Source organism: Actinoplanes sp. HUAS TT8, from assembly GCF_051380535.1.
Lineage (GTDB): Bacteria > Actinomycetota > Actinomycetes > Mycobacteriales > Micromonosporaceae > Actinoplanes.
The window spans coordinates 6,935,165-6,961,687 of sequence record NZ_CP195646.1 but is presented as its reverse complement, the minus strand read 5'-3'; the positions used below and the strand labels follow the sequence as shown (position 1 = coordinate 6,961,687).

25 protein-coding genes are annotated in these 26,523 nt (G+C 71.2%); 14 read left to right on the top strand and 11 right to left on the bottom strand.

Annotation, left to right across the window (positions count from 1 at the left end; translation table 11 throughout):
- The first annotated feature begins 9 nt into the window (after positions 1-9).
- Positions 10-537 carry a pyruvoyl-dependent arginine decarboxylase gene (locus tag ACSHV8_RS30750; protein WP_436521339.1) on the top strand — a complete coding sequence of 176 codons (528 nt, stop codon included), beginning with the start codon at positions 10-12 and terminating at the stop codon, positions 535-537.
- Between the two features lie 328 nt (positions 538-865).
- Here ACSHV8_RS30750 and ACSHV8_RS30745 read toward each other — a convergent pair whose 3' ends face one another.
- Positions 866-1,966: a calcium:proton antiporter gene (locus ACSHV8_RS30745; RefSeq protein WP_436521337.1), complete on the bottom strand. Its 1,101-nt coding sequence runs from the start codon at positions 1,964-1,966 to the stop codon at positions 866-868.
- Entirely contained in the window at positions 1,963-2,619 is a 657-nt protein-coding gene (locus tag ACSHV8_RS30740; protein WP_436521335.1) for a hypothetical protein, read from the bottom strand. The genes ACSHV8_RS30745 and ACSHV8_RS30740 overlap by 4 nt, the downstream gene beginning before the upstream one ends.
- Positions 2,620-2,753: 134 nt before the next feature.
- Between ACSHV8_RS30740 and ACSHV8_RS30735 the strand changes: the two genes are divergently transcribed.
- Both ACSHV8_RS30735 and ACSHV8_RS30730 read left to right on the top strand, forming a co-directional pair.
- Complete coding sequence (locus ACSHV8_RS30735) at positions 2,754-2,996, top strand: hypothetical protein (protein WP_436521333.1); 243 nt, start codon at positions 2,754-2,756, stop codon at positions 2,994-2,996.
- A 57-nt stretch (positions 2,997-3,053) separates the two neighbouring features.
- Positions 3,054-3,386, top strand: a complete 333-nt coding sequence (locus ACSHV8_RS30730; RefSeq protein WP_436521331.1) for a SelT/SelW/SelH family protein — start codon at positions 3,054-3,056, stop codon at positions 3,384-3,386.
- A 75-nt stretch (positions 3,387-3,461) separates the two neighbouring features.
- On the opposite strand, the gene ACSHV8_RS30725 is transcribed toward ACSHV8_RS30730, so the two are convergent.
- The 3 genes from ACSHV8_RS30725 to ACSHV8_RS30715 all read right to left on the bottom strand — a co-directional run bounded on the left by ACSHV8_RS30725 (position 3,462) and on the right by ACSHV8_RS30715 (position 7,931).
- Positions 3,462-4,718, bottom strand: a complete 1,257-nt coding sequence (locus tag ACSHV8_RS30725; protein ID WP_436521329.1) for a diaminopimelate decarboxylase family protein — start codon at positions 4,716-4,718, stop codon at positions 3,462-3,464.
- 192 nt (positions 4,719-4,910) lie between these two features.
- Positions 4,911-5,840, bottom strand: coding sequence for a diacylglycerol/lipid kinase family protein (locus ACSHV8_RS30720; protein ID WP_436521327.1), 930 nt, complete (start codon positions 5,838-5,840; stop codon positions 4,911-4,913).
- 936 nt (positions 5,841-6,776) lie between these two features.
- Positions 6,777-7,931, bottom strand: coding sequence for an LCP family protein (locus tag ACSHV8_RS30715; protein WP_436521325.1), 1,155 nt, complete (start codon positions 7,929-7,931; stop codon positions 6,777-6,779).
- 296 nt (positions 7,932-8,227) lie between these two features.
- Here ACSHV8_RS30715 and ACSHV8_RS30710 point away from each other — a divergent pair, with 296 nt between their 5' ends.
- From ACSHV8_RS30710 to ACSHV8_RS30700, 3 genes are read left to right on the top strand one after another with little or no spacing between them, the layout of a single operon-like run.
- Complete coding sequence (locus ACSHV8_RS30710) at positions 8,228-9,184, top strand: glycosyltransferase family 2 protein (protein WP_436521323.1); 957 nt, start codon at positions 8,228-8,230, stop codon at positions 9,182-9,184.
- A complete protein-coding gene (locus ACSHV8_RS30705; RefSeq protein WP_436521321.1) occupies positions 9,181-10,296 on the top strand; it encodes a glycosyltransferase in 1,116 nt (371 codons plus the stop codon). The genes ACSHV8_RS30710 and ACSHV8_RS30705 overlap by 4 nt, the downstream gene beginning before the upstream one ends.
- Positions 10,297-10,349: 53 nt before the next feature.
- Positions 10,350-11,198, top strand: a complete 849-nt coding sequence (locus ACSHV8_RS30700; protein ID WP_436521319.1) for a hypothetical protein — start codon at positions 10,350-10,352, stop codon at positions 11,196-11,198.
- Positions 11,199-11,339: 141 nt separating this feature from the next.
- Here the strand turns inward: ACSHV8_RS30700 and ACSHV8_RS30695 are convergent, their stop codons facing one another.
- Positions 11,340-12,755 carry a purine-cytosine permease family protein gene (locus ACSHV8_RS30695; RefSeq protein WP_436521317.1) on the bottom strand — a complete coding sequence of 472 codons (1,416 nt, stop codon included), beginning with the start codon at positions 12,753-12,755 and terminating at the stop codon, positions 11,340-11,342.
- A gap of 73 nt (positions 12,756-12,828) precedes the next feature.
- Here ACSHV8_RS30695 and ACSHV8_RS30690 point away from each other — a divergent pair, with 73 nt between their 5' ends.
- A complete protein-coding gene (locus ACSHV8_RS30690) occupies positions 12,829-13,437 on the top strand; it encodes a TetR/AcrR family transcriptional regulator (RefSeq protein ID WP_436521315.1) in 609 nt (202 codons plus the stop codon).
- A gap of 9 nt (positions 13,438-13,446) precedes the next feature.
- Positions 13,447-15,021, top strand: coding sequence for an amidohydrolase (locus ACSHV8_RS30685; RefSeq protein ID WP_436521313.1), 1,575 nt, complete (start codon positions 13,447-13,449; stop codon positions 15,019-15,021).
- Here the strand turns inward: ACSHV8_RS30685 and ACSHV8_RS30680 are convergent.
- Positions 14,953-15,993 carry a TerC family protein gene (locus ACSHV8_RS30680; RefSeq protein ID WP_436521312.1) on the bottom strand — a complete coding sequence of 347 codons (1,041 nt, stop codon included), beginning with the start codon at positions 15,991-15,993 and terminating at the stop codon, positions 14,953-14,955. The two genes, ACSHV8_RS30685 and ACSHV8_RS30680, sit on opposite strands and share 69 nt — an antisense overlap.
- A gap of 154 nt (positions 15,994-16,147) precedes the next feature.
- Here ACSHV8_RS30680 and lpdA point away from each other — a divergent pair, with 154 nt between their 5' ends.
- On the top strand, positions 16,148-17,527 hold the full coding sequence (gene lpdA, locus ACSHV8_RS30675) for a dihydrolipoyl dehydrogenase (protein WP_436521310.1): 1,380 nt from the start codon (positions 16,148-16,150) through the stop codon (positions 17,525-17,527).
- A 99-nt stretch (positions 17,528-17,626) separates the two neighbouring features.
- Positions 17,627-18,616: a lysylphosphatidylglycerol synthase transmembrane domain-containing protein gene (locus ACSHV8_RS30670; RefSeq protein ID WP_436521308.1), complete on the top strand. Its 990-nt coding sequence runs from the start codon at positions 17,627-17,629 to the stop codon at positions 18,614-18,616.
- Here ACSHV8_RS30670 and ACSHV8_RS30665 read toward each other — a convergent pair.
- Positions 18,585-19,133: a hypothetical protein gene (locus ACSHV8_RS30665; RefSeq protein ID WP_436521306.1), complete on the bottom strand. Its 549-nt coding sequence runs from the start codon at positions 19,131-19,133 to the stop codon at positions 18,585-18,587. The genes ACSHV8_RS30670 and ACSHV8_RS30665 overlap by 32 nt on opposite strands.
- Before the next feature lie 116 nt (positions 19,134-19,249).
- Between ACSHV8_RS30665 and ACSHV8_RS30660 the strand changes: the two genes are divergently transcribed.
- The 3 genes from ACSHV8_RS30660 to ACSHV8_RS30650 all read left to right on the top strand — a co-directional run bounded on the left by ACSHV8_RS30660 (position 19,250) and on the right by ACSHV8_RS30650 (position 20,768).
- The gene (locus tag ACSHV8_RS30660; protein WP_436521304.1) at positions 19,250-19,777 is read left to right on the top strand and encodes a DUF2975 domain-containing protein; all 528 of its coding nucleotides are present in this window, start codon (positions 19,250-19,252) and stop codon (positions 19,775-19,777) included.
- Positions 19,777-20,004 (top strand): helix-turn-helix domain-containing protein, encoded by a 228-nt coding sequence (locus ACSHV8_RS30655; RefSeq protein WP_436521302.1) that lies wholly within the window; start codon positions 19,777-19,779, stop codon positions 20,002-20,004. The genes ACSHV8_RS30660 and ACSHV8_RS30655 overlap by 1 nt, the downstream gene beginning before the upstream one ends.
- Before the next feature lie 77 nt (positions 20,005-20,081).
- Positions 20,082-20,768 carry a hypothetical protein gene (locus ACSHV8_RS30650; protein ID WP_436521300.1) on the top strand — a complete coding sequence of 229 codons (687 nt, stop codon included), beginning with the start codon at positions 20,082-20,084 and terminating at the stop codon, positions 20,766-20,768.
- Here ACSHV8_RS30650 and ACSHV8_RS30645 read toward each other — a convergent pair.
- Together ACSHV8_RS30645 and ACSHV8_RS30640 are read right to left on the bottom strand one after the other, a co-directional pair.
- On the bottom strand, positions 20,717-21,535 hold the full coding sequence (locus ACSHV8_RS30645) for a hypothetical protein (RefSeq protein WP_436521298.1): 819 nt from the start codon (positions 21,533-21,535) through the stop codon (positions 20,717-20,719). The genes ACSHV8_RS30650 and ACSHV8_RS30645 overlap by 52 nt on opposite strands.
- A gap of 64 nt (positions 21,536-21,599) precedes the next feature.
- A complete protein-coding gene (locus ACSHV8_RS30640) occupies positions 21,600-24,110 on the bottom strand; it encodes an HAD-IC family P-type ATPase (RefSeq protein WP_436521296.1) in 2,511 nt (836 codons plus the stop codon).
- A 408-nt stretch (positions 24,111-24,518) separates the two neighbouring features.
- Here ACSHV8_RS30640 and ACSHV8_RS30635 point away from each other — a divergent pair, with 408 nt between their 5' ends.
- Positions 24,519-25,640: a hypothetical protein gene (locus tag ACSHV8_RS30635; protein WP_436521294.1), complete on the top strand. Its 1,122-nt coding sequence runs from the start codon at positions 24,519-24,521 to the stop codon at positions 25,638-25,640.
- 32 nt (positions 25,641-25,672) lie between these two features.
- Here the strand turns inward: ACSHV8_RS30635 and ACSHV8_RS30630 are convergent, their stop codons facing one another.
- Positions 25,673-26,416, bottom strand: a complete 744-nt coding sequence (locus tag ACSHV8_RS30630; RefSeq protein ID WP_436521292.1) for an MBL fold metallo-hydrolase — start codon at positions 26,414-26,416, stop codon at positions 25,673-25,675.
- Positions 26,417-26,523 lie beyond the last annotated feature (107 nt).

Below are 26,523 nucleotides of genomic sequence, written 5' to 3'. Positions count from 1 at the left end.
AGGAGACCCATGGCTGACTCCGTCGTCTACGACCAGATCCCCGTCGTCCGCGCCGTCGGGCGGGGCACCACCTCGCTGGCCGCTTTCCACGACGCCCTGGTGACCATGGAGTGCGGTTTCTACAACCTCGTCCGCCTGTCCAGCGTCATCCCGCCGGCCACCTCGGTCGACCCGAGCGGCAAGGCGCCGGTCCCGGTCGGGGCGTGGGGCGACAAGCTGTACTGCGTCTACGCCGAGCAGCACGCTTCGCAGAAGGGCGAGGAGGCGTGGGCCGGCATCGGCTGGGTGCAGCGCCGCGACGGGCTGGGCGGCCTGTTCGTCGAGCACGAGGGCACCAGTGAGGCCTTCGTCCGGGAAGCGATCAAGGCCAGCCTGGGCGACCTGGTCAAGGGCCACGAGGACGAGTTCGACGGCCCGGACTTCGTGGTCCACGGCGCGGTCAGCGACGGCGAACCGGTGTGCGTGCTGGTCCTCGCCCCCTACGAGACCGCCGCCTGGCGTGGCATCCGCGCCACCGACCCGCCCGGCATGAACTGACGCTGTTTCGACAAGGGCCTCGTCCATTCGCGGACGAGGCCCTTTTTACGGTCAAAATCTTTTATGTCCTAGGTCCGCCGGGGTACAGACCGTCGCTCCCGCGGGGACCCTTCCGACCCTCGCAGGGCTCTGGCGCGCCCAGAACGCGAGGCCCGGAAGGGCGACGTGGTCGGGTGGTTGCGGTCAAACCACAACACCCCGTGGACAGGTTTTGGGGCTCATCTCTCCGCGGGTGGTTGCGGTCAGAGCAACAAACCTGTCCACGGCCGACACTGCTTCTCCCGACGGCGACCGGGCCCGGAGCCAGGCCCGGGGTCAGGGCCCGGGGTCAGGGACTCGCGGCCAGGAACAGGAACGCGGCCAGCAGGCTCAGGTGGACGCCGCCCTGCAGCACGTTGGCGCGACCGGGCACCACCGTCAACGTCCCCACCACGACGGTCAGCGCCAGCAGGATCATCTGGGTCCCGCCGAGCCCGAGCAGCAGCGGCCCCTTCATCCAGATCATCGCCACCGCGATGGCCGGAATCGTCAGCCCGATGCTCGCCATGGCCGACCCGAGCGCCAGGTTCAGGCTGGTCTGCATGCGGTCCCGGCTCGCCGCCCGCACCGCCGCGATCGTCTCCGGCAGCAGCACCAGCAGCGCGATCACCACGCCGACCACGGACTGCGGCAGCCCCGCGTCGGCCACGCCCGACTCGATCGCCGGCGACACGCCCTTGGCCAGGCCGACCACCCCGACCAGCGCGAGCAGCAGCAGACCGAGACTGATCAGAGTGGCCCGCCCGCTCGGCGGATCCAGGTGCTCCTCGGAGTCCACCACCCGGCCCTCGGTCGTGATCGGCAGGAAGTAGTCCCGGTGCCGCCGCGTCTGCACGGCCACGAAGAGCAGGTAGAGCCCGAGCGACGCGGCCGCCGCGAACCCGAGCTGAGCCGGCGAGAACTGCGGCCCCGGCCGGCTGGTGGTGAAACTCGGCAGCACCAGACTGAGCGTCGCGATCATCGCGACAGTCGCGAAGGCCGCCCCGGTGCCCTCCGGATTGAACACGGCGACCCGCCGCCGGATCGCCCCGACCAGCAGCGACAACCCCAGAATCCCGTTACAGGTGATCATCACGGCGGCGAAGACGGTGTCCCGGGCCAGCGACTGCGACTTCTCCCCGCCGCTGATCATCAGCGTGACGATCAGCGCGACCTCGATGACGGTGACCGCGACGGCCAGCACCAGCGACCCGAACGGTTCCCCGACCCGGTGCGCGACCACCTCGGCGTGATGCACGGCGGCCAGCACGGCCCCGGCGAGCAGGGCCGCGGCCAGCGCGACCACGGGCGGCGGCAGGTCGCGCCCCCAGGTCAGCACGAGCGCGGCGATGGCCAGCACCGGCACGTACATCGTCCAGTGCGAGAGATACGAGCGAATCTTGGGTGTCATCCGACAACTTTGCCAGAGGATTCCCTGATCGGCTCGTTCACCGCCGTCCACCAGAGACCCAGAGCCAGCCCGAACTCCCCGAGATTCCCCAGCCACGGCACCGCGAAGCCGGCCCCGGCCGCCACCAGCATCCCCACCGCCCCGGCCAGCAGCCACGGCCATCGCGCCCGGGCCAGCACCGCGACCCCGACGGCGATGAGCACCCAGATCGCCACGACGGCCGGGATCGGCGGCCCGCTCGACGCCGCGTTGGTGTACCGGACCGTGTCGCCGTAGACCTCCGGTTCCAGATCCAGCACCACCACGTCCTGCCACACCCCGAGCCCGATCATCAGCGCGGTCAGCACCCCGAACCCGGCCGGCGCCGCTCGCCCGCCCAGCCACCGCACCCCGAACCGGCGGCCCAGCCCGACCCCGACCGGGATCAGCAGCGGCACGAACAGCGCGTGCGTGACGAACCGGGGGACCGAGAGCCCCTCCAGCAGCGGTCCGGTTCCGATCAGTCGCCCGGCCGCGATGACCAGGTTGTCCCAGACGAGCCCGAGAACGACGAGGGCCAGCAGCCTTGTGGCCCAGCCCGTCCGTCCGCGACCCAGCTGCACCAGCAGCGCGATCTCGGCGACAGCGATCAGGGCGAAGATCGTACTGACCATCCACGGCACCTCGTTCCGTCAGTGGAAACGCTGTTCCGTGAAAGTAAGGGCTGTGGCGACGTGAGGCAACCGGTTGTCACGTCAGACTTACCCTCTGTGCACATATGCCCGTTTTGATCTTTACCATGGTGGGCGTGGTTGTCATCGTTCTGAGCATCTGGACGGCCTCGGCCGCGATGTTCCTCCAGCTGTCCTCCCCGGCCCGCACGCCACGCACCCGGGCCTGGCGGTTCGGCCCGCTCCTGATCGCCGGCTTCGCCTTCCCACTGGCCGTCGCCTACGACCAGGGCGACTGGTCCACAGTGAACGCCCTGCTCGTGGCCGCACCCGCCACCTTCGCGATCCTCCTCTGCCTGCTCCGCCCGTCCCGCGCCTGACCTCCTGCTCCGCATGTCCGGCCATCCGGCCGGCGGGGCCCGGCATACTCGATCGTTGTGACGACCCGGACGCCCCGCCTCGAGATCGAATACTGCACACAGTGCCGCTGGCTCCTCCGAGCCGCGTGGCTGGCGCAGGAACTGCTCACCACGTTCCCGCGCGACCTCGGCGAGGTGGCCCTGGTCCCCGGAATCGGCGGCGTCTTCGAGGTCCGCCTCGACGACGAGATCCTGTGGAACCGCAAACCCGACGGCTTCCCCGACCTCGCCCAGCTCAAGCGCATGGTCCGCGATCGTGTGGCCCCCGGTCGCGACCTCGGCCACTCCGACCGCTCCTCGTCCACCCCCACCGATCCCGACCCGGCCGCCGCTGTACCCGGCGACTCCTGACTCACCCGTGGGACCCCGCGTCGGGCCCGGCGCCATCGGTGCCGGCCGCCCGGCACATCCTGTCGGCGGCCGGGGTCAGGCGTCGTGCAGGATGCGGTCGACCGTCTCGCGGGGGAGCAGCGTCCGGGCCCGCCCACCGCGGACCGCAATCACGGCCGGCCGCCCCACGTAGGCATCCCGCCGCTGGTGGTAGGCCCCCGTCCCGGACAGCACGACCAGATCCCCTTCGTGCACGTCCGCGGGCAGTTCCGCCTCGGCCACCACCGCATCCCCGCAGCGAACCGTGAACGCCCGCCCCGGTTTCGGCGACGCCCGTCCGATCAGGGCCGCGGTGTGCACCCCGGCACAGTCCGCCCCGGGCAGACAGTCCGGAACATCCCCGTCCAGGCCGATCACCCCGTCCCCGGCGGCCACCACCCGATGCACCGTGATCCCGGCCCGGCCCAGCAGCCCCCGCCCCGGCGACACGTGAATTTCGGGCGGCTCGATCCCGTACCCCTCGGAAGTGACCCGGGCGACCGCCCGCAACCTGGCAGCGAAAATGCCCACCGGAAGATCGGCGGCGTGGCCGCCGCCGAGGTTGAACACGGGCACCGGCCTGCGCAGTCGCGCCACGAACCCGATCGCTTCCCGGAGAAAACTCTCATACGTCCCGAACCGGTTCAGTCGATGCCCGAGCGAACAGTCCAGCCCGGCCAGCACCAGTTTCCGCGACCGTCGCACCGTCGCGACCGCCGCAACCGCCGCCGAACTACCGACCCGAACCCCGTATCCCCGCCGCGCCCCGCCGGCCGGAGCCCCATAGCCCCGCTGGGTCGCGCTCGGCCGGACCCGCAACAGCACCCGCTGCCCCTCCTGGGACCGGGCCGCGACCGCGTCCACCTCGGCCGCCGAACCCACCACGACCGCCGCCCGGCAGGCCAGCGCCGCCTCCAGATCCGCGACGGACTTCCCGCTCCCGAACAACGCCAGCGAATCCGCCCGTATCCCCGCCCCGAGCGCGGTCCGCAGATCCGCCGCCGAACCGCAGTAGCAGCCCAGCCCGTCCCGGGCGATCCACCGAGCAGCCCCGGCCAGCAGCCCCCCTTTGGCGCTGCAGGAAACCGCACCCACCCCGAACGCCGCTACGTACTCGGCACAGCGACTGTGCACATCGGCCTCGTCCACCACATGCACCGGCGTACCGTGCTCGGCGGCGAGCCCGGCCACCCGCACCCCACCGACGATGAGGTCTCCCGGCTCGTTCCAGCGCGCGCTCAGCGGCCAGTCCGCGGGGTCGAGTCGCGGCCGGAGCGAAGCCCCCAGCGACGGCAAAATCTCAGACAACGTCATACCGCGAGCGTCCGCCCCACCCCGCACCCCGAAAAGATCTGAATACGCGACGTTCACGCTCCACCCGCACTTGTTGACGTTCCCGATGTGCGTCGCCCGCGTCACCCTCCCCAGCTGGTCCTGAGGGTTGTTCCGCGGGCGTTGAAGCACACCTGAGAACCAGCCTTGCGAGGGCTCTTACCGGGCGCCGGGCTACAGGTCGGGGCTGTCGGCGGGCGCCATGATGCGCAGCGCGTTCGCGTCGACGGCGATCCGCATCGGAGTCATGCCGCGGGGCTCGCCGTCCACCTCGACCGCGACCGGCCGATCCGTCTCCAGCCAGAGCTCCCGCACCGCCAGAAAAGGACGTTCATGCAGGGTACGGCGATGCCCGGTGGCCGCGTTCCGGGCCGTCTCGCGGAGCAGTTCCCGCCGGCTCGCCCCACCCACCGGGTACGCCACGAGCAGCCGGTCATCGGCGTGCGCGTCCGCGGTGATCGGCCGGCCCGCATGGAAGCCGCCGTTGGCGACGTACACCTGATGGGTGTGAAATCGCAGCTCGCGCCCCTCGGCCCGGATGACGGCACGGACCGGCCGATGCCGGGCGAGCAGTCCGAGCGCGGTGGCCGGGTAGGCGAGCCGACCCGCGACCCGCTTCAACCGGGGCGGTGCGCTGATCATGACTTCGGCCGACAGCCCGATCCCGACGTGGTTGGTGAACGGCAGATCCCCGGCCACCCCGAGATCCACGTCGATCACCTTGCCGTCGACGAGGGTGGCGATCGCGGCATCGAGGTCCGGCGCGATCCGTACCGTCCGGGCGAAGTTGTTCGTCGTACCGAGCGGCAGCAGCCCCAGCGCGACGTCCCGGTGCGCCAGCATCCGCCCCGCGGTACTGATCGTCCCGTCCCCACCCCCGGCGATCAGCAGGTCGGGCTCCTTGTCGAGCCCCTCGGAGATCAGTTCCTCCAGCCCGCCGGCGCGTTCCATCGCATACGCCCCGAGCAGCTCGAACCCGGCCTCGACGAGCCGCCGCCGAGCCTCTTCGTAGAGCAGCCGCCCCCGCCGCGACCGCGTATTGACGACGAGCACGGCCCGCCGCCCCCGCCGAATGTCCTCACTGTGCTCCCACTTACTCCGCACCCGCCGACCCTATCCGCCCACCCCCACCCCCACTTTCCACGCGCCCCCACCCCACCCCGCCCCGCCGATGCCCCCCAAGCCCAAACAGCCCCATTCCCAGCCACCCGCTCCCAGCTGGCGCCGAGGGTCCCACCAGCTGCCGGAGCCAGCCTTCAGCACCAGCCGCCAGGCCTCAGCTGGCGCTGAGGGTCGTGTCCGGGGCCCGGAGCCAGCCGTGAGCGCCAGCCGCCAGGTCTCGGCTGGTGTTGAGGGTCGTGTCCGGGGCCCGGAGCCAGCCGTGAGCGCCAGCTGCCTGGTCTCGGCTGGTGTTGAGGGTCGTGTCCGGGGCCCGGAGCCAGCCGTGAGCGCCAGCTGCCTGGTCTCGGCTGGTGTTGAGGGTCGTGTCCGGGGCCTGGAAGCAGCCGTGAGTGCCAGCTGCCTGGTCTCGGCTGGTGCTCACGGCTGCCGCCGGGCCCGGGCATACCCGTCACCGCCCCAGCGGGCAACGCGATAGAGCCGGGCGCGGCGCGGCGGCGCGGCGAGAAGCACTGCGGGGCATGGCGTGGCGCGGCCGGGCATGGCGTGGCGCGGTGGGGCGTTGGCGTGGCGCGGCGCGGCGGGGCGTGGCGCGGCGGGGCGGGGCGTGGTGTGGCGCAGTGGGGCGTGGTGTGGCGCGGCGGGGTGGGGCGCAGTGGGGCGTGGTGTGGCGCGGCGGGGTGGGGCGCAGTGGGGCGTGGTGTGGCGCGGCGGGGTGGGGCGGGGCTCGCTGGAACGTGGCCGGGGCGGCCGGGCGCCGAGGCGTGGCGCGGCGGCCGGGGAGGGCGGCGCGGGGGTGGCTGGGCACGGCGGTGGGGTGGTGGTCTGGTGTGAGGGTGGTGGGGGTGGCCTGGGACGGAGGTCGGAAACGGCGGTGCCCCGCGGCCGGAAGGCCGCGGGGCACCGTAAAGCGCAACGAACTCAGGTGTTGGCGATGAAAGCCGGATGCGACAGCAGGAACGTGTCGATCTGGTCCTTCTTGATGGACTTCAGCAGGTCCATGCTGTCTTGGCTCAACAGTTCCACGCTGCCGACCCCGGGGACGCTCTCCGAGTTCAGCTTGCCGGCGTTGGTCTTGATGGTGAGCAGCTTGTCGGGCTTGAGGCTGCGCATCGACAGCGCCCAGTCGGCCAGGTCGATGCCGCCGTTGTCGACGGTCATGGACTTGCCGAACGCGTTCAGCAGCTTCGGCAGCTTGGTCGGCGAGTCGAGGCCGTCCTTGAGCGCCTGGTTGATGATCGCTTTGAAGAACTGCTGCTGGTGCCGCTGACGCCCGTAGTCCAGCGAGTGGTCCTCCAGCAGGTCGCGCTGCCGCACGAAGTCCAACGCCTGGCTCGGGTTGAAGCAGTGGTTGCCCTTGGTGTACGTGTTCGGCGTCACGCCCGAGATCTTGCTGCGCAGCGTGCCGTCCGAATTGATCACGTACGGCTTGGCGGTCTTGCCGTCCTTGGTCTTGCCCAGGTGGATCGAGGTGGTCGTGGTGTCGACGTACATGCAGACCTTGCCGAGCACGTTGACCACGTCGCGGAAGCCCTGGAAGTCGATGATCGCCCCGGCGTCCGGCGTGATGCCGGTGAGCTCCTTGACGGTCATGGTGAGCAGCTCGAAGCCGTGCTGCAGCGCGTCGTTGCCGGTCAGTCCGCGGGTGCCGAAGGCGAAGGCCGCGTTGATCTTGGCCTTGCCGCCGCCCCACTTCTGCTTGCCGTTGTCATACGCCGGGATGGTGACGTAGCTGTCGCGGGGCAGGGAGATCAGGTAGCCGCTGCTGTGGTCCTTGTTGATGTGCAGCAGGATGATCGAGTCGGAGCGCAGCGGCTCACCGTTGAGCTGGTCGGGGCGCTGGTCGATGCCGACGAGCAGCAGATTCTTGGCGCCGTCGAGGCTCGCGTTCTTCTTCTCCTCGGCCGGCTTGGCCGAACCGAGCAGCCCTTCCTGCCCGACCGAGGAGGTGGCCGCGGCGATGGTCGCGTTGAGACCGATCGCTCCGCCACCGCCGGCCACCAGCAGCAATGAACCGAAGACCACGGTCCAGAACGCCCAGCGGGGGGTGCGGCGTCTCTTGCTGGTCGAACGCAAGGGGTCTCCTCTAATCGGGGCGGTCGTTCCGCCCCTGGCAATCTAGGACGGTCGTTCCACCCATGAAGACGGGCGCCGCAGGCGGAAAGATTGCCTGCGGAAGGTGGATTTTTTCTTAGCGTAAGGTTGCCGGAAGGTGAACGTCGCGCCCGAACCCCTCATGGTCGCTGACGGTTGCTTCCCTGTTACACCCCAACTGGACACCTTCCGTTAACCATCGGAATACCAAGGGGACCTACGGTCCAGACGGCCCCGGGCCCCCGAGGTTCCGACATAATTGCCCAAAGCGAGTCACCATGTCCCCAGAGCCGGATGTCAGTGTCGTCATTCCGACGTGTAACCGTCCGGAGTTGGCCGTCCGTGCGGTGCGCAGCGCCCTCGGGCAGACACACCAGAACCTTGAGGTGATCGTCGTGGTCGACGGTCCCGACGAGGCCACCGCGGCCGCTCTGGGCGAAGTTGGTGATCCGCGTCTCAGTGTGATCGTGCTGCCCGAGCGCGGCAAGGCCCCCAACGCCCGCAACACCGGCGCCCGCGCCGCCCGGGGCCGCTGGACGGCGATGCTCGACGACGACGACGAGTGGCTGCCCACCAAGATCGAGCGGCAGCTGGAGCTGGCCGCCGCCTCGGGCCTGGAGTCCCCGGTGGTCGCCTGCCGGATGATCAGCCGGACCCCGCGGGCCGACACGATCATGCCGCGCCGCCTGCCCGAGCCGGGCGAGCCGATCAGTGAGTACCTGCTGGTCCGCCGCGGTCTGTTCTACGGCGACGGGTTCGTGCAGACGTCCTGCATCATGGCGCCGACCGCGCTGTGGCACCAGGTGCCGTTCACCGTCGGCCTGCGCCGAGCCCAGGAGCTGGACTGGACGCTGCGGGCGATGAAGGAGCCGGGCACCGGGCTGATCTACGTCGACGAGCCGCTGGTCCTCTGGCACCAGGACGAGAACCGCGAGCGCATCAGCCTGGAGAACCCGTGGCGCGAGCAGCTGGAGTGGCTGCGCAACAGCCGCGACCTGTTCACCCCGCGCGCCTACGCGGCGTTCACGCTCAGTGTCCTCAGCTCGATGGCCGCGCCCACCCGGGACAGCAAACTCTTCCGTGAGCTGCTCGCCGAGGCCCGGGAGCACGGCGAGCCGGCCGCGGTCGACTACCTTACGCACATGCAGATCTGGGCCCTGCCGCCGAGCGTCCGGCACCGCCTGCGCGACGTCGTGGTCAGCCGCGGTAACAAGAACGACGAGAAACAGCAGTGACGGCCGAGCGCCGCGTCGCGATCTGGCGCAGCTCGATGCTGCCCGGCTCGGAGACCTTCGTGCGCAACCAGGCCGACGCGCTGACCCGCTGGACACCGGCCTACGTCGGCGCGACCAGGCACGAGTCGGTCCTGTCCCGCCCCGACGACGTGATCGCCTTCCCCGACGGTGCGGGTTTCCTCCGACTGCGGCTCACCGGGACGTCTCCGCAACTTCAAAAGACGCTTTCCGCCGTACGTCCGAATCTGGTTCATGCCCATTTCGGGGGTGACGGCTGGCTGGTGAGTCACTCCGCCCAGCAGCTCGGCGTGCCCCTGATCGTCACCGTGCACGGGCACGACGTGACCCGGCAGCCGTCCAGCTCCGGCGCCAAGGGTGTGCGGTACCGGCGGAACCTGAAGACCGTGTTCCAGCGGGCGTCGCTGGTGATCGCCGTCTCCGAGGTGATCCGCGGCCAGGCGATCAAGTGGGGCGCCGACCCGGCCAAGGTGCGGGTGCACTACACCGGCATCGCCGTGCCGTCCGAGGTCCCGGCGCCGCCGAAGAAGTGGGACGTGGTCTTCATCGGCCGGTTCGTCGCCAAGAAGGGCGTCGACGACCTGATCACCGCGCTGGCGAGCATCGAGCCGCGCCCCCGGGCACTGCTGATCGGCGACGGCGAGCTGATGGCGGCGATGCGGGCCCGGGCCGAGGAACTCGGCGTGGACGTCACGTTCGCCGGCGGCCAGACCCCCGAGCAGGTGAAACAGCACCTGCTGGAGTCCCGGCTGCTGGCCTGCCCGTCGAAGACCGCGCCGGACGGTGACACCGAGGGCCTGCCGACCACGATCCTGGAGGCGGCCGCGCTCGGTCTGCCGGTGGTCGCGACCCGGCACAGCGGCATCCCCGAAGCGGTCGTCGACGGCGAGAGCGGCCTGCTCAGCCCCGAGGCCGACCCGGCCGCGCTGGCCGTGTCGCTGACCCGGCTGCTCGGTGACGAGGATCTCCAGCGGCGGCTCGGCGAGCAGGGTCGCAAGCACATCACCGCGCGGTTCGACCTCACCGACCAGACCCGGCGGCTGGAGGACATTTATGACGAGGTGGCGGCGGGCGCTACGCTGACCAGCCGCTGACCACGCGCGGCGCCGCCTGCCTCCCCGCCGGCCGGCGCCTTGGAGAGGTGAACATGATCTGCACGCACTGCGGTTCCCCGGCGGCGCCGACGGTCGGCCGGTGCCCGGGCTGCGGCCGTCCGGTCAGCGCCCCGGCGGCGCCCCCGGTCGGGGCGTTCCCGGACCCGTTGGCCGCGCCCGCGGATCCGCAGCACCCGCCGACGCGGGCGTACAGCGTGCCGGTCGACCCGTACACCGGCCCGACCACCGGTGACCCGTTCTCGGGCGACGCGTTCCACACGCCGCCGCCGACGTCCCCGATGCCGACGTCGGCCGCCCCGGCCGTGACCGAGCCGTTCACCCCGACGCCGCCCCCGTCGTCCTACACGCCGCCCACGCAGGCCGAGCCGTTCACGCCCCCGCCGCCGGCCTACACGCCGCCGACACAGGCCACCGGCTACGCGCCGCCCTCGCCCTACGGCCCGCCCGCGAACCAGCCGCACTCCGGCGTCCCCGGCCAGCCTTACTCGGGTGCACCCGGTCAGTCGTATCCGGGCCAGCCGTATCCGGGCCAGCCGTATCCGGGCCAGCCTTACCCCGGTCAGCCGTATCCCGGTCAGCCCTACCCCGGTCAGCCGTATCCGGGACAGCCCTACCCTGGTCAGCCTTACCCTGGGCAGCAGCACTACCCGGGCTACGGGCAGCAGTCCGACAGTCAGGTTCTGAGCATCCTGGCCTACGTCCTCGGCGGCGCCGGCATCCTGCTGATCACCCCGCTGATCTCGGTCGTCGGCCTGGTCCTGGCGATCTTCGCGAGGCGCCGCAACGAGCGCAACGGCCGCGCCGCCGTCAAGATCGTCTCCGGCATGCTGATCGCCGCGGTCGTGCTGAGCATCCTGAACCGCGCCGTCAACTTCATCTGACCCGCCGGCAATCCGCACGAAAATGCCCGCCGAGGCCCCGCCCGGGACCCAGGTCGGCAGGAATGTCGCAGCGTGGCCGCCGGCTGGCAGCTCGCGGGGCCGGGCCGGCCGAAAAAACGCCTCGGCCGGCCGCCCGAGAAGTCAGGCGCTGACCGGCACCAGTACGCGGTTGCGCATGAGCAGCGCATAGAGCCCGCCCGCCACCACGATCCCCACCGGCAGGGACAGGTCGATCCCGGCCAGGGCTTTCGCGACCGGCCCGAGGTAGAGGTCGGTGTCCACGCACAGCGCCGCCGCCAGCATCCCGGCCAGCAGTGCCGCCGTCCCGTGCCAGTTGACCCCGCCCGAGTACCAGTACGGCGATCCGGCCCGTTCGTCCCCGAGGGCCACCCCGTCGTACCGGTTGCGCCGCAGCAGCAGGTCGGCCAGGTAGACGGCCACGCTCGGCCCGACCACCACGATCGACAGTTGCAGGGCCTGGCTCACGGTGTCCAGGAAGTCGTCGGAGAGGAACAGCGCGTACAGCGTGACCAGGATGCCGACGGTCCCGTCGAGCAGGACCGAGATCGATCGGCGCAGCCGCACGCCGAGGGCCTGGAGGGCGAGGCCCGAGCTGTACGCGGTCATCGCGTTGTTGGCGATCAGCCCGAGCACCACCGTGAGCAGGAAGATCGGGTAGAACCAGCCGGGCAGCACGGCCCGCAGGGTGGTCTGCGGGTCGGCCATGTCGATCACGGTCCCGGCCAGTACGCCCAGCCCGGAGATGATCGTGCTGGGCAGGAACGCGCCGAGGAACGTCCAGCCGGCGACCGACCGGGCCGGGGTGTCGTGCGGCAGGTAGCGGGCGAAGTCGGCACTGTTCAGGTACGACAGCGGCCCGGACGCGATGATCGCGATCCCGGCCATCCATGTCGCGACGAGCGCCGTCCCGTGCAGTGGTTCGGCCGGCCGCCAGTCCCAGTTGGTGTGGGCCAGGATGAAGCCGCCGAGGATGGCGAACGCGCCGGCCAGCACCACCGAGAACGGCTGGTAGAGCCGGGTGATGGTGGCGTGGCCGTAGACGCTGAGGGTCAGCGTGACCACCGCGATCGCGATCACCAGCACCACCTGTCCGGGCGTGCCGGGGTCCCAGCCGAGCACTCCGGCCAGGGCGAACGCGGCCAGTGCGGCGGCCGCGAGGTTCAGCGCGATGTACGAGACGCAGAGCAGCCACCCGGTGATCGCGATGTTCACCCGGTTCCCGCGGATGCCGAACATGGTCCGTGACACCACTTCGCTGGGGGTGCCGGACGATGTGCCGCTGGCCGCGAGGATCCCGATGAGCACCCAGAACAGGTTGCCGAGCACGGTGACGGCCAGGCCGGCGGGCCAGCCGAGTCCGAGTGCGGTGAGCGAGCCGCCGAGCATCAGCGAGACGTAGTTGACGTTGGGGGCGGCCCAGAGCGCGAACAGTTCCCGCGGGCTGCCGTGGCGCTCGTCGTCCGGGATGTGCTCGATGCCGCGTGCCTCGATATGGCCTGCTCGGTCAACCGGCAGAGCGTCGGTGGTCGGCTGCATGGGACCTCCCGCGGTGCGTTATTGGTCAGGCGAACAATTGCTTATTGGTCACACACCCAATAGCCTGCGATGCATGTCGTCAAGCCCTTCTCCGTCACGGACACGTAAAACCGCGGAAGATCGCCGGGCGGAGATCGTCCGGGCCGCCGGCACCGTCGCCCTGGCCGAGGGGCTGGAGAGCATCACGCTCCGGCGCATCGCCGACGAGCTCGGCGTGCGTCCGGGATTGATCAGCCACTACTTCCCGGTCGCCGAGGAGCTCGTGGCCGAGGCGTTCGGGGCCACCGCCTCCTCCGAGCTCGACGAGCTGCTGCCGCCCTCGGACGCTGCACCCCTGGAGCGTTTCCGATGGTTCTTCGAGGCGTCCATCGGCGAGATGTTCGACGACGTGAGCCGTCTGTGGCTCAACGCACGTCACCTCAGCCGGTACCGGCCGCCGCTGCACGCCGAGGTCAACCGCCAGCAGGACAACTGGCACGCGCGGCTCACGGCACTGATCGCGGACGGTGTCGCCGCCGGTGGCTTCACCGCCGCCGATGCCGGCGCGGCGGCCACACGCATCCTGGTCGCGATCGACGGCGTGAGTACGTACGTCAATGTCGGTGATGTTCCTCCGGAGGCCGCCGCCTTCGCCGTGATGACCGCCGAGCGCGAGCTCGGCCTGCCCGCCGGAACGCTCTAGGGAACCACCGTGACCGATTTAGTTCTCCTCAACGCTCGCCTGCTCGACCCGGTCACCGGCGCGTTCCTCCCGCACACGGCGCTCGCCGCCTCGGACGGCCGGATCGTCGCGATCAATGACGATTCCGACGTACGGACCTGGACCCGCCCCACCGGCACGGTGATCGACCTGCACGGCGCGGTCGTCATCCCGGGCCTGATCGACGGCCACTGCCACCCGGTCTCCGGCGCCGACCTGACCCGCGGTGCCGACCTGTCCCGTTGCACGGACCTGCCCGAACTGCGCGCCGAGCTCGCCCGCGCCCGCCGCGTGCTGGCCCCGGGGGAGTGGCTGCACGGCTGGGGCCTGGACCCCAACGTCTTCGGCGACCAGCCGATCAGCGCCGACACGATCGGCTCCGTTCTCGACGGCGTCCCGGCCGTGCTCCGGCTCTTCGACGCGCACTCCACCCTGGCCAGTCATCGCGCCCTGGAGCTGGCCGGGGTCACCGGTCCGCGCCGTTTCGACGAGGCCGCCGAGGTCGTCTGCGACGAGCAGGGACGCCCGACCGGCCTGCTGCTGGAGGAGCCGGCCGGCATGCTCGTCGAGGAGGCCGCGCCGCAGCTCTCCGACGTGCAGTTCCGTGCCCGGGTGGCCGAGGTGCTGCGCGGGATGGCCGCGTCCGGGCTCACCGGCGGCCACATGATGGAGGGCGACCCGGCCGAGCGGGCCGTGCTGCGGGCCCTGGACGAGAACGGTCAGCTGCCGTTGCGGTTGCGGCTGGCGCCGTGGTGCCGACCCCACTCACCGGACGTCGACGCGCTGATCGCGGCGCAGGGCGAGGGCGGCGCGCTGTGGCGGGTCGACGGGGTCAAGCTGTTCATGGACGGGACGATCGACAACGGCACCGCGTGGCTGGACAAGCCGGACTGCCACGGCGAGTCGACCCACGCGTACTGGCCCGATCCCACCACGTACACCGAAGTGATTCTGGCTTTGAGCGCGGCCGGCGTGCCCACCGCGACCCACGCCATCGGCGACGCGGCGGTGCGTCACACTCTCGACGCGATCGCCGTGTCCGGAAAAGCCGGGCACCGCATCGAGCACATCGAGACGCTCCCGGACGACCTCATCCCGCGCTTCAAGCAACTGGGCGTCACGGCATCGATGCAGCCCACCCACTGTTGCGAGTTCACCCGGGCCGACCACACGGACAACTGGTCCCGGCGGCTCGGTGAGGAGCGCGCGAACCGGGCCTGGCGCTGCCGCGACCTGTGGGAGGCCGGCGCGAACGTCGTCCTCGGCTCGGACTGGCCGATCGCGCCCTACCCGCCGCTGGGCGTGATGGCCGGCGCCCGCCACCGCCGCCCGGCCCGCGACCTGACCCAGCCGCCGCACCGGCCGGACCAGGGCTTGACGCCGCTGCAGGCCCTGCAGGGCATGACGGTCAACGCCGGTGCGGGCCGTCTCGCCGCGGGTCAGCGGGCCGATCTGACCGTGCTCGCGGACGACCCGCTGCGCGTCCCCGACGACGAGCTAGCCGAGCTGCCGGTCCGGCTCACGGTGACCGGTGGTCGTGTCACCTTCCGGGCCGGCGACCTCTGAGTCCCGCTTGTTGGCGATCAGGCTGGTCACGGTCACCGTGGCCAGCACGCCGGCGATCACCGCGAGCGACAGCACGGTCGGCACGTCGGGCACCGACTCCGGCCACACCTTGTGCGCCCAGTGCAGGATCAGCTTCCCGCCGATGAACGCGAGGATCGCGGCCAGGCCGTAGTTCAGGTGGCGCAGCCGGTCCAGCACGTTGCGCAGCACGAAGTAGAGCGCCCGCAGCCCGAGCAGCGCGAACGCGTTGGTCGCGAAGACCAGGTAGGGGTCCTCGGTGACGCCGTAGACGGCCGGGACCGAGTCGACCGCGAAGACGATGTCGGTCATGAAGACGGCGACGACGACCACGGCGAGCGGGGTCAGAGCACGACGACCATTTTCCCGTACGGACAGTGCCCCGCCCCGATAGTCCTTGGTCACCGGCATCCACCGCCGGATGAGCCGCACGCTGCGCATGTTCTCCACGTCGACGCTGTGCTGGCCGCCGCCCAGGGCGTCGCGCAGCACCTTGATCGCGGTGACGATCAGGATGCCCCCGAACAGCACGAACGCCCACGCGCCGGAGTGCAGGACGGCCGCGCCGAGCGCGATGAACACCGCGCGCAGCACGAGCGCGCCGGCGATGCCGTAGAGCAGCACGCGCTGGGCCAGGGCGGCCGGGACGGCGAACGCCGTGAGCAGGAGCATGAAGACGAACAGGTTGTCGACCGACAGGGACTTCTCGACGACGTAACCCGTGTAGAACTCGACGGCGGGGCTCTGTCCGTACCCGATCCAGACAATGACCCCGAACGCCGCCGGAAGCGCGAGGTAGAAGAGCGACCAGCCGACCGCCTCGCGGATCTTCACCTCGTGCGGGCGGCGGGTGGCCACGAAGTCGGCGGCCAGCAGCGCGAGCAGCACCGCGACGGTGACGGCCCACAGGGTGGGCGAGGCTATCGATGACACAGAGTCTCCCTCGGACATCATGAAACGTCCGAGGTCTCCCTCACCTGCGGCGATGTGACGCAGGCCGGCGCGCGGGGATGTGATGACACATCCGTGATGACCGCCACGTCGCGTTCGGAGGTACTCCCCTCGCCGAAAGGATATCCGGTCCCGGGGGTCGCAGTACTGTCGGGACATGGGCGAACATTTCGATCTTGTCGTGCTGGGCGCCGGGCCGGGGGGCTACGTCGCGGCGATCCGCGGCGCGCAGCTCGGGCTCCGGACCGCCGTCGTCGAGGACAAGTACTGGGGCGGCGTCTGCCTCAACGTCGGCTGCATCCCGTCGAAGGCGCTGCTGCGCAACGCCGAGCTGGCGCACATCTTCAACCACCAGGCGCAGACCTTCGGCATCGAGGGGAAGGTGACCTTCGATTTCTCGGTCGCCCACCAGCGCAGCCGTGAGGTCGCCGACGGGCGGGTCAAGGGCGTGCACTACCTGATGAAGAAGAACGGGATCACCGAGATCCAGGGGCGGGGCGAGTTCACCGACGCGCGCACGCTGCGGGTCGGCGACCGGACGATCACGTTCGACAACTGCATCCTGGCCACCGGCGCGAGCACCCGCCTGGTCCCGGGCACGTCGCTGAGCAGCCGCGTCGTCACGTACGAGGAGCAGATCCTCGACCCGGTCCTGCCGGACAGTGTCGTCATCGTCGGCGCCGGCGCGATCGGCGTCGAGTTCGCATACGTGCTGCGCAACTACGGCGTCGACGTGACCATCGTGGAGTTCCTCGACCGCATGCTGCCCCTCGAGGACGAGGAGGTCTCCAAGGAGCTGGCCCGGCAGTACCGCAAGCTCGGCGTCGACGTGCGCGTCGGCACCAAGGTGGAGGGTATCGAGGAGGGCTCGGACGCGGTCCGCGTCACCATCTCCAAGAACGGCAAGACCGAGGTCCTGGAAGCCGACAAGGTGCTGCAGGCGATCGGCTTCAAGCCCAACGTGGAGGGCTACGGTCTGGAGAACACCGGGGTCAAGGTCTCCGACCGGGGCGCGGTCGAGATCGACGAGTTCGGCCGGACGAACGTGGCCGGCATCTACGCGATCGGTGACGTCACCGCCAAGCTGATGCTCGCCCACGCCGCCGAGGCGATGGGCGTGGTCGCCGCCGAGACGATCGCCGGGGCCGAGACGATGGCGCTCGACTACCGGATGATCCCGCGCGTGACGTTCTGCCAGCCGCAGGTCGCGAGCTTCGGGTGGACCGAGGCGCAGGCCCGCGAGCAGGGCTTCGACGTCAAGGTGGCCAAGTTCCCGTTCACCGCGAACGGCAAGGCCCACGGCATCGGCGACCCGACCGGCTTCGTGAAGATCATCAGCGATGCCAAGTACGGCGAGCTGCTCGGCGCCCACCTGATCGGGCCGGACGTGAGCGAGCTGCTGCCCGAGCTGACCCTGGCCCAGCAGTGGGACCTGACGGTCAACGAGGTCGGGCGCAACGTGCACGCCCACCCGACCCTGAGCGAGGCGGTCAAGGAAGCGATCCACGGCCTGGCCGGCCACATGATCAACTTCTGATCGGCCTACGCCGCCGGAAGTATGTACCGCGCCCGCGGTATCCGGTAATACCTACCGGGGGATGACGACTCGGGCTCGTCGGTCGGGAACGCTGAACGGGTGACCCTGACTGCCGAGCCCGTGACGCCCGCGACCGCTCCGGCGCCGGCGCGAGCCCGGCGGCGGTGGCTCGGCTACCTGGCGTTCGGGCTGGTCACGGTCGTCGCCGTCGGGACGCTGCGGGGCCGGCTGCCCGATCCGGGGGAGTTCCTGGACGCGCTGCGGGCGGCCGGCTGGTGGTGGGCGGCGTCGGCCCTGGCCGCCGGGGTGCTGTCCCAGGTCGCGTACGCCGAGCAGCAGCGCCGGCTGCTGGCCGCGTTCGGGGTGCGGGTGCCGCCGCGGCGGGCGGTGGCCATGACGTACGTGCGGTCGGCGCTCAGCATGGCCCTGCCGGCCGGGTCGGCGGCGTCGGCCGCGTACGCCTTCCAGGTCTATCGGCGGCACGGCGCGACCACGGCGATCTCGGCGACCGCGACCCTGATCTCCACCGTCGTCACCGTCCTGTCGCTCACGCTGCTGTACGCCGCGACCTGGTCCCCGGCGGTGACCGCGGCCGTCGTCGCGGCCGCTGTCCTCTACGGGATCTATCGAGCCGTCCGGGGTCCGGTCCCGGCCCGTCGTCCCGCCGGGGGTGAGCGTTCCCGCCGGCCGGCCCGGCTGCTCCGCCGGCCCGCGGTGGCCCGGGCGCTCCGGGACGCCCGTTCGGTTCCCCTGCGGACGTGGCTCACCGTGACCCTGGCCGGCGTGATCAACTGGCTGCTGGACATGTCGTGCCTGCTCTTCGCGGCCGACGCACTGCACGCCGAGATCGGCTGGAGCCGGCTCGCCCTGATCTACCTGGCCGTCCAGGTCGTCCGGCAGATCCCGCTCACCCCCGGTGGCATCGGCCTGATCGAGACCAGCATGCTGGCCGGGCTGATCGCCGCCGGGGCTCCGCAGGCCACCGCCGCGGGCATCGTCCTGATCTACCGCGTGATCTCGTTCTGGCTGATCCTGCCGGCCGGACTGGCCGCCCACCTCACGCTGCGCCGCGGTCGAACTGCTGCATGACGGCGCCGAGCCCCAGGGTCAGGGCCGGGCCGGGCAGGCGCGAGCCGAGTCCGTACCGTCGCCCGGGGTTCTCCCGATCGACCAGATCCTGCCAGAGCTCGGTGACCGGATCGTCGGTGCCGGGCAGCCGGTGACCGGCCGCCCGCAGGAGTTTGGCCAGGTCGTTCTGCTGGCGCAGCCGCTGCTCCTCGAAGATCTTGCTCCACTGCAGCAGCGAGATCGAGCCCTCGACGGTGTCCGGCACCGTCTCGTCCAGGATCGGCAGGGGCCGGGCCGCCGCCCACGCCGCCAGCTGCCGGCCGGTCACCGTGCCCGGATCGGCGTCCCGGCTGCGGGCCAGCGCGTAGGACAGCAGCGCCGTGGTCTCCACCAGCAGATGCTGCACCGGGACCAGCGCGGGCGGGTCCAGCCACCAGTGGTCGGCCTCCAGCAGATCGGCGGCGTGCCGGGTCGCCGCCCGCCACCAGCCGTCGTCGCCGGCGGCCAGAGTGTCGGTGTAGGACCACAGGAAGGGCACAGTCTGTGCCTACCAGCGCCCCTTGACACGAGTCAATCCCGCGTAGGCGTGGCCCTTGACAATCGACGATGGCTTATCGATTATCGATGTATCGAAAAACGATAAGGGGGTACGTCGTGAAGACCGACTGGCTCACCGAGTTCCACCGCGTCCTGCTGATCGCCGCCCTCGGCTCCGGAACCGTCTGCGTCCTCGGCACCGTCGCCACCGTCGCGCGTGACGCGGTCGCCGTCACCACCGACGCGACGTCCGCCGACGTGATCGTCACCGACCCGACCGTCACCCAGCTCGTGCTCTCCGCGGCCGGCGCCCTGCCCACCTATCTGCTGGCCACCGCCATGCTCGTGCTGCTGCACCGGCTCGTCGGGCGGGCGCGGCGCGGGGACCCGCTGTTCAGCGGCGGGACCGTGCGCAAACTCCGTACCGTCGGATGGCTCCTGCTCGTCGGCGGCCCGGCGGCAAGTCTGCTGGAGTTCCTGGCGCGGTTCGCCCTCAGCGGCACGGTCGGCACCGGTGGCAACTACGCCGAGTTCGACCCGGCCCGCATCGCCATCTGGATGGTCACCGGTTTCGGCATGCTGGCCGTCGGCGAGATCATCGGCCGCGGGCAGGACCTGCGGGCCGAACTGGACGAGGTGATCTGATGCCCCCGGAGGAGTCGCACCGGGTCGAGGTCCACATCGACAAGCTGGCCGCCGACCGTGGCCTGACCCTGACCGAGCTCGCCGACCGGGTCGGGATCACCCTGGCCAACCTCTCGGTCCTGAAGAACGGCCGCGCGCGGGCGATCCGGTTCAGCACGCTGACCGCCCTCTGCGACGCCCTGCAGTGCCGCCCCGGCGACCTGTTCACCGTCCGTGACCCGGCCTAGGCGGGTTCGAACGGTCGCCCCGGGCTCGAACGGCAACTGGGCCCGGGCGATGCCGCCCGCCGCCTAGCGTGGACGTCATGCGACGAATCATCACGACGTCGGTCCTGGTCACGGCCTTGATTGCGGCCCTCGGGGGGCCGGCCGTGGCCGGGGCGCCGACGGCCGGGCAACTTCAGGGGGCTCTGCTCACCGCGGCCGAGACGCCGGCCGGCTACACCCTGGCCGGGCCGCCGCAGACGGTGACGAGGGCGTTCGGGTACGGACGTGCGTGTGACCCCGACGGCGGCGACGGCCCCGACCGGCCGGAGGTGCCCGCGGTCAGCCGGTCATACGCTCTCGACCGGCTGCGCAGTGTGCGGGTCACGGTTGCCGCACCGGGCTGGTACCTGGCCGCCGAGTTCTTCCGGGGCTGGGCCGACCAGCCCGTCCAGTGCCCGGACTGGATCGACACGTACGGCGTCCACCAGGACTACACCCGCTTGGAGCTGCCGGCGGTGGGTGACGCGTCGACCGGCATCGTCACGGTGATCAGCGGGCAGGTCGGCGGCTCGGCCGACGTCACCCGGAGGCCCCCGTCGCGGGACCTTTCGGCCGTGGTCGTCGTGGGTGACCTGGTCGAGCTCTACCAGCTGGACGATGCCACCACGGCCGACGACGCCAGGTTCATGGAGCTCGTCACCGCGGGCGGGGCGAAACTCGTCCGGGTCAAGGATCAGCTCGCGGTGGTGCAGGTGCGGGGCCGGGCGGTCCGCCGCAGCGCGTAGAGGGTCAACCCGGCCGCGACGACCAAAGGGGCGCCGTCGCGGATCAGGCCGTCGAGGCCCAGCAGGACGGCGCACAGCGGCAGGTCGAAGGCGAGCACGGCCAGGGTCACCCCGACCAGGGTGGTGCGGGCCCGGTGACTGCCCCGGCCGAGGAAGAACGCGCACAGCAGGGCCGCGTAGCTGACCGCGATGCCGGCCAGGATCCACAGGATCACCGCGAAGGTCCACTCCAGCCGGTGTCGCAGGGTGCCGACCGCGACCAGGGCCGGGACCAGCATCAACGGGCTGTAGCTGAAGGACGCCAGCCGGGCGGTCAGCACCCACGGGTCGCCCGGCGGCGCCTCGCGGAAGCTGAGCCCCTCCCGGGTCAGGACCGGCCGGCGCGGCTGGTTGACCAGATGGGCGTCGATGCCGGGGTGCCGGTAGAGCAGGGTCACCACGGTCACGCAGAGAACGGTGAGCACCCCGAAGCTGATCAGGCCGGGCAGCGCCGGCCGGCCCGAGGTCGGCACGATCAGACGGCCGACGGCGAACAGGGTGGTCATGGCCAGGATCAGGCCGAGCGGTTTGGCGGTGGCCCGCGACCGGCGGACCTGAGCGATCAAGATCAACCAGCCGAGGGTGCGGACGAGAGCCCAGCCCGTCCGCACCGCGAAACCGACGCCGTGGTCCGGGGCGTACCAGAAGTTCAGCAGCTCGACCACGAGGGTGGCCACGGCCGTGGCGATCAGCAGGGCCGTGAGGGCGCGGACCGGGCGGGGAGTCATGGTGACGCTTTACCCGGCCCGGGCGCGGTTCTGTCGCCGTACGGGAAAATCGGGTTCTTGAATGTCAGCGGTGAAGGTGGTGGACGCCGAGGGCCCGGTCCAGGAGCTTGAAGCGGAACGCCGCGCTCAGGGACAGGAACCAGATCAGCAGCGCCGGCGGCACGATCGAGGCGACCGGCCGGGCCGGCCCGATCAGGCCGAAGTAGGTCCACAGGACCGGGACGTTGATGACGATCAGGAACGCCAGGACCAGGCCGCCGACCAGGAGCGCCGGGCGTTTGTCGTCGGTCGGGGGCGTCCAGGCGGCGAAGACCCGGTTCGGCGGGGCCAGGAACAGGATCATGATGAACGAGGCGAAGCAGAAGAACGTCGACAGGCCGGTCTGCGCGGCGATCGTGGCCGAGGCGGTGGCGAAATCGGTGTCGACGCCGTACTGCAGACCGGTGTAACGCTCGAACTGGTCGATCACCTCGGCCGGCGTGCGACCGGAACCGAACCCGTGCGAGATCGCCTCGTAGAGCGCGGTGTAGACGGCCGTGCCGACACCGGCCGTGATGATCGAGGTGGGCAGGACGAACCGGGCCATGCTCACGAACAGCCGCTTGTCCGGCGGGACCGGCTTGGCCCAGAACGTGAGGAAGAACGTGGGCACGCCGACCGTGAACAGGGTCAGCCCGACCTGGGTGGGCGAGTACGGGAAACCCAGCCCCAGCATCGTCACGGCCAGGATGACCAGGCCCTGACTGGCGACCCGGGCCATGAACACGTACAGGGACATCCCGATCCCGTTGATGATCCGGCGGCCCTCCTCCTGGGCCGGGGGCAGCACCGCGAACGAGTCGTCGACCAGCACGATGTCGGCGACGTCGCGGGTCACCGGGCTGCCGCTGCGCATGGCGACCCCGACGTGGGCCTGCTTGAGCGCGCGGGCGTCGTTCACGCCGTCGCCGATCATCGCGACGTACCGCCGCTGCCGGCGCAGCGACCGGACGATGCGCTCCTTGTGCTCGGGCGCGACCCGGCCGAACACCGTGGTCCGGGCGACCACCGCGTCCAGCTCGGCGTCGTCCAGACCGTCGAGGTCGGCGCCGGGCACAGGCTCGCCGGCGTCCATGCCGGCCCGGTCCGCGATCGCCGCGACGGTCCGCGGGTCGTCCCCGGAGAGAACCTTCAGGTCGACGCCGCCGCTCCGGAACTTGCGGACCGTGTCGGTGACCTCGGGACGCAGCTCGTCGCCGAGCGCGACCAGGCCGTACGGCTCCAGCATGGGAAGTTCGGGCTTCTGATCGGCGTCCCGCAGCGGCGCTCCGGACTCCTCGGCCCGGGCCAGCAGCAGCACGCGCAGGCCGCGCCCGGTCCGCTGGGCGATCACGTCCGGCGGCAGCGGTTTCCGCAGTCGCGGGGCCAGCGCGTCCGGGGCGCCCAGCACCCAGGTGTCCTCGTCGGTGACCAGGCCGGACCAGCGCAGCGACGACGCGAACGGCACCTCGTCGCGAACCTCCCAGGCCGGCCCGGGCAGCTCGGCGGCGAGCGCCAGGGCGGTCAGATTCGGCGTCGTCACGTTGTGGGCGACGCCGCCCAGAGCGTCCGCGACCTCGGCGTACTCACGCTCGCCGATCGGCAGGATCTCGTCGACGGCCAGGTGCCCGGTGGTCAGGGTGCCGGTCTTGTCGGTGCACACGACATCGACGTTGCTCACCGACTCGACCGCGTTGACCTGCTGCACCAGGGCGCCGTCGCGGCCGATCCGGACCGCGCCGGCGGTGTAGGCGAGGGCGATCAGGAAGAACAATCCGTACGGCACCAGCCCGGACAGCACCGCGGTGATCTGCACGACCCGCAGCAGCGTGAACCCCTCGATCGCCGCCTGGGCCAGGATGGCGCCGCTCATCAGCGCGGTCAGGACCATCACCAGCCGGACGATGAACTCGATCCGGCGCTGCAACGGCGTGCGGTCGGTGGTCGAGCGGCGCGCCTCCGCGGTCAGCCGCCCGGCGTAACTGTTCACCCCGACATCCCGGGCCAACTGCCGCCCCTCACCGGAGACGCAGAGGCTGCCTGACCGCAAATCATCACCGGGTTCCTTGGCGATCGGGTCGGACTCGCCGGTCAGCAGAGACTCGTCGGCCTCGACCCGCCCACCGTCCAGCAGCGGGCCGTCGACCACGATCTGATCGCCCGCGCCCACCTTGAGGACGTCGCCCCGCACGACCTCGTCCGGTTGCACGGCCAGCTCGGCGCCGTCGCGGATCACCACGACCGCACCCCGGTCGAGCAGCTGGAGCCGGTCGAGCTTGCGCTTGGCCCGGATCTCCTGGGCCGCGCTGATCACCGCGTTGATCAGGCCGAGTCCGACACTGATCAGGGCGTCGCTGTACCGCTGCAGCGCCAGCAGGGCGACGCCGATCACGAACAGGATGATGTTGAAGAACGAGAAGACGTTCGTCCGCAGGATCTCCACGTAGCTGCGCGAACCGCCTTTGACCTGCGTGTTCGCTTCGCCCCGCCGCTTCCGGGCCGCCGCCTCGCCCGCGGTCAGCCCGCTGACCGGTGCCGCCAGCACGTCCTGCTCCATCCTGGGATCGTCCCACCCCAAACCATTCAAAAACCCCATTTCGGTACGACGTGGGGTCGCGACCCGCCGTGGTTTGCAGCGTCCCGACCGTGGCCCGCCCGCCAGGCCCAGCCCGGTTCCGCCGGGCATCGCGGCTCACGGTCCCCAGCTGGCGCTGAGGGCTGTATTTCCGGGCCAAAACAGCCCTGACCGCCAGCCGGGGCCTGGCCCGGCCGGCCCCGGCGGCCCGGCCGGGCTTGCTCCGGCTCGGCGTGGCTTGCTCCGGCCCCTGCTCCGGACCCGGCCCTGCTCGGTTGGCTCGGCTCGGGTTGTGGCGGCCGTTGCGGCTTCCCGTGGCGGGTGGGGCGCGGTGGCTGGTTCTCGCGTAATACGGCGCCTGGGCTGAGCGGGCGCGGCTAGTGTGGTCAAATGCAGATTATTCGGCATAAAACGGTCAAAATTGCGGTCGGGGTGCCGCTGGCTCTCGCGGTCACGGCCGGGTTCGGCCTCACCTGTCAGGCGGCGGTCGCCGCCACCCGGACAACGGCATCGGACACCGCGCCGAGGTCGACCTGGACGCCGACCAGGAACACCGCACTGGCACAGCTGATGGCCGACGCGGCCGCGCCGTCGCTGGCCGTGGGGGAGACGGGCGGCGGCGCGACGTTCCCGGGTGCGGCCCGGCTTCTCGTCACGACCGGCGACCCCGGGCCCGGCGGGCTCACGGATGCCCTGCTCGCGACCGGTGACCTGCCCCGCGGGTACGTGCCGGTGCCGGACGCGTTGAAGGCGTTCGCGGACACCGGATCCCAGATCGGGGCCTGCGACAAGAAGCCGGACCAGCCGTCGGCGCTGAACCGGCCGGTCGCGTCCGGTGCCCCGGAGGGTCCCGGGCTTCCGGTGCACCCGAGCCCGCGGATCGCCGTCACCCCGCCACCCGGACCGCAGGCGAACCCGACTGGACCGCAGGCGAACCCGACTGGGACGCGCACCAGCCCGGCCGCGCCGCGCACGACTCCGACCACGCCGCCGACCGGGCCGCGCACGAATCCGGCCACGCCGCCGACCGGGCCGCGGGCCGACCCGACCGGGCCGCTGGTGGACCCGACCCCGCCGCCGGGGCACCCGAACCCCCAGGCCGGGGGCCAGGGGGACACGGTTCGGGTCGCCTACATGAAGGGCGAGACCGGGCCGGTCCTGATCGAGGCGCTCAACCCGGCCGGCGACCGCGCCGCCGCCGACGTCGTCGCCGCGGTGGCCGAGGCGCCGCGGCGCTGCCCGACCTACGACGAGGGACGGCCCGGCACGCCGGACGCGCTGCACATGGCCACCTACCCGCTGACGGTGCCGAGGTTCGGGAACCGGACCGCGGGCGTGCGCTTCGAGGTCGACCTCAACAGCCCGCGCGTCACCGTGCACGGGAAGATGATCGCGGTGTCGGTGCGGGGCGTAGCGCTCACCGTCCTGCTGGCCAACCTGGAACAGCCGGATCAGCGCGAACTCGTGGCGATCACGCGAACCGCCGTACAAAAACTTAATCGGCGGCGATAAGAAGCGACCGTGACCTGGCGGCGGACCTCGAGTCAGAGGGACGCCGCCAGTTTTTGCAAGGCCTCCTTGGCGCCGGAGGTGAGCGGCTCGCCGTGGCCGGGCAGGATGGCCTTGACGTCGAGCGCGGCCAGCATCTTGACCGAGGCGACCGCCGTGGTCGGGTCGGTCGTGAACTGCGGGTCCGAGCCCTCCAGCCCGTTCTGCGTGCGCAGCGCGTCCCCGGCGACGAGCGTCCCGGTGTCCGGTTCGAAGAGCGAGATGTGCCCGCGGGTGTGCCCGGGCGTGTTGACGACCCGCAGCCCGAAGATCTCCTCGCCGTCGCGCACCGGCTTGATCGGCTTGTCCGAGATGATGTTGCCGTAGTCGAACTCGCCCGCGTAGATCGTGGCCTTGACCTGCGGTTCGACTCCCTCAAGGCCGCCGATGTGGTCGTCGTGGTAGTGCGTCAGGATGACGTGCTTGACCGCCGACCAGCCGCTGCCGGCCGCCTTCAGCCCGTCCTCGATCGCGGACGCCGAACCCTGCGTCCCGGTGTCGACGATCGCCACCTCCTTGCCGCGGAGCAGCAGGTAGGCCGACACGTAGCTGCGGTCGACGCGGTGCCAGCCGGTCGGCAGGGCGGTGGACTGCGGTAGAGGAGCGTCCGAGGTCAGGACGGGCTCGGCCGGTGGCGAGGACGTCGAGCACGCGCTCACGGTGTTGACCACGGCCAGGCTCACGACGCCGGCCCCGGCGGTCACGAATAGTCGTCGGCGGCTGATCCGGAAGACGGTCATGTTCCATACCTACCCCACACAGCGTGGTCGCGGGATCCTGAAATCGGCCTTCATCGTTACGAGAATGCCTGTCCCGTTGTCCGGACCAGCGGCTCCAGCTGCTCAGC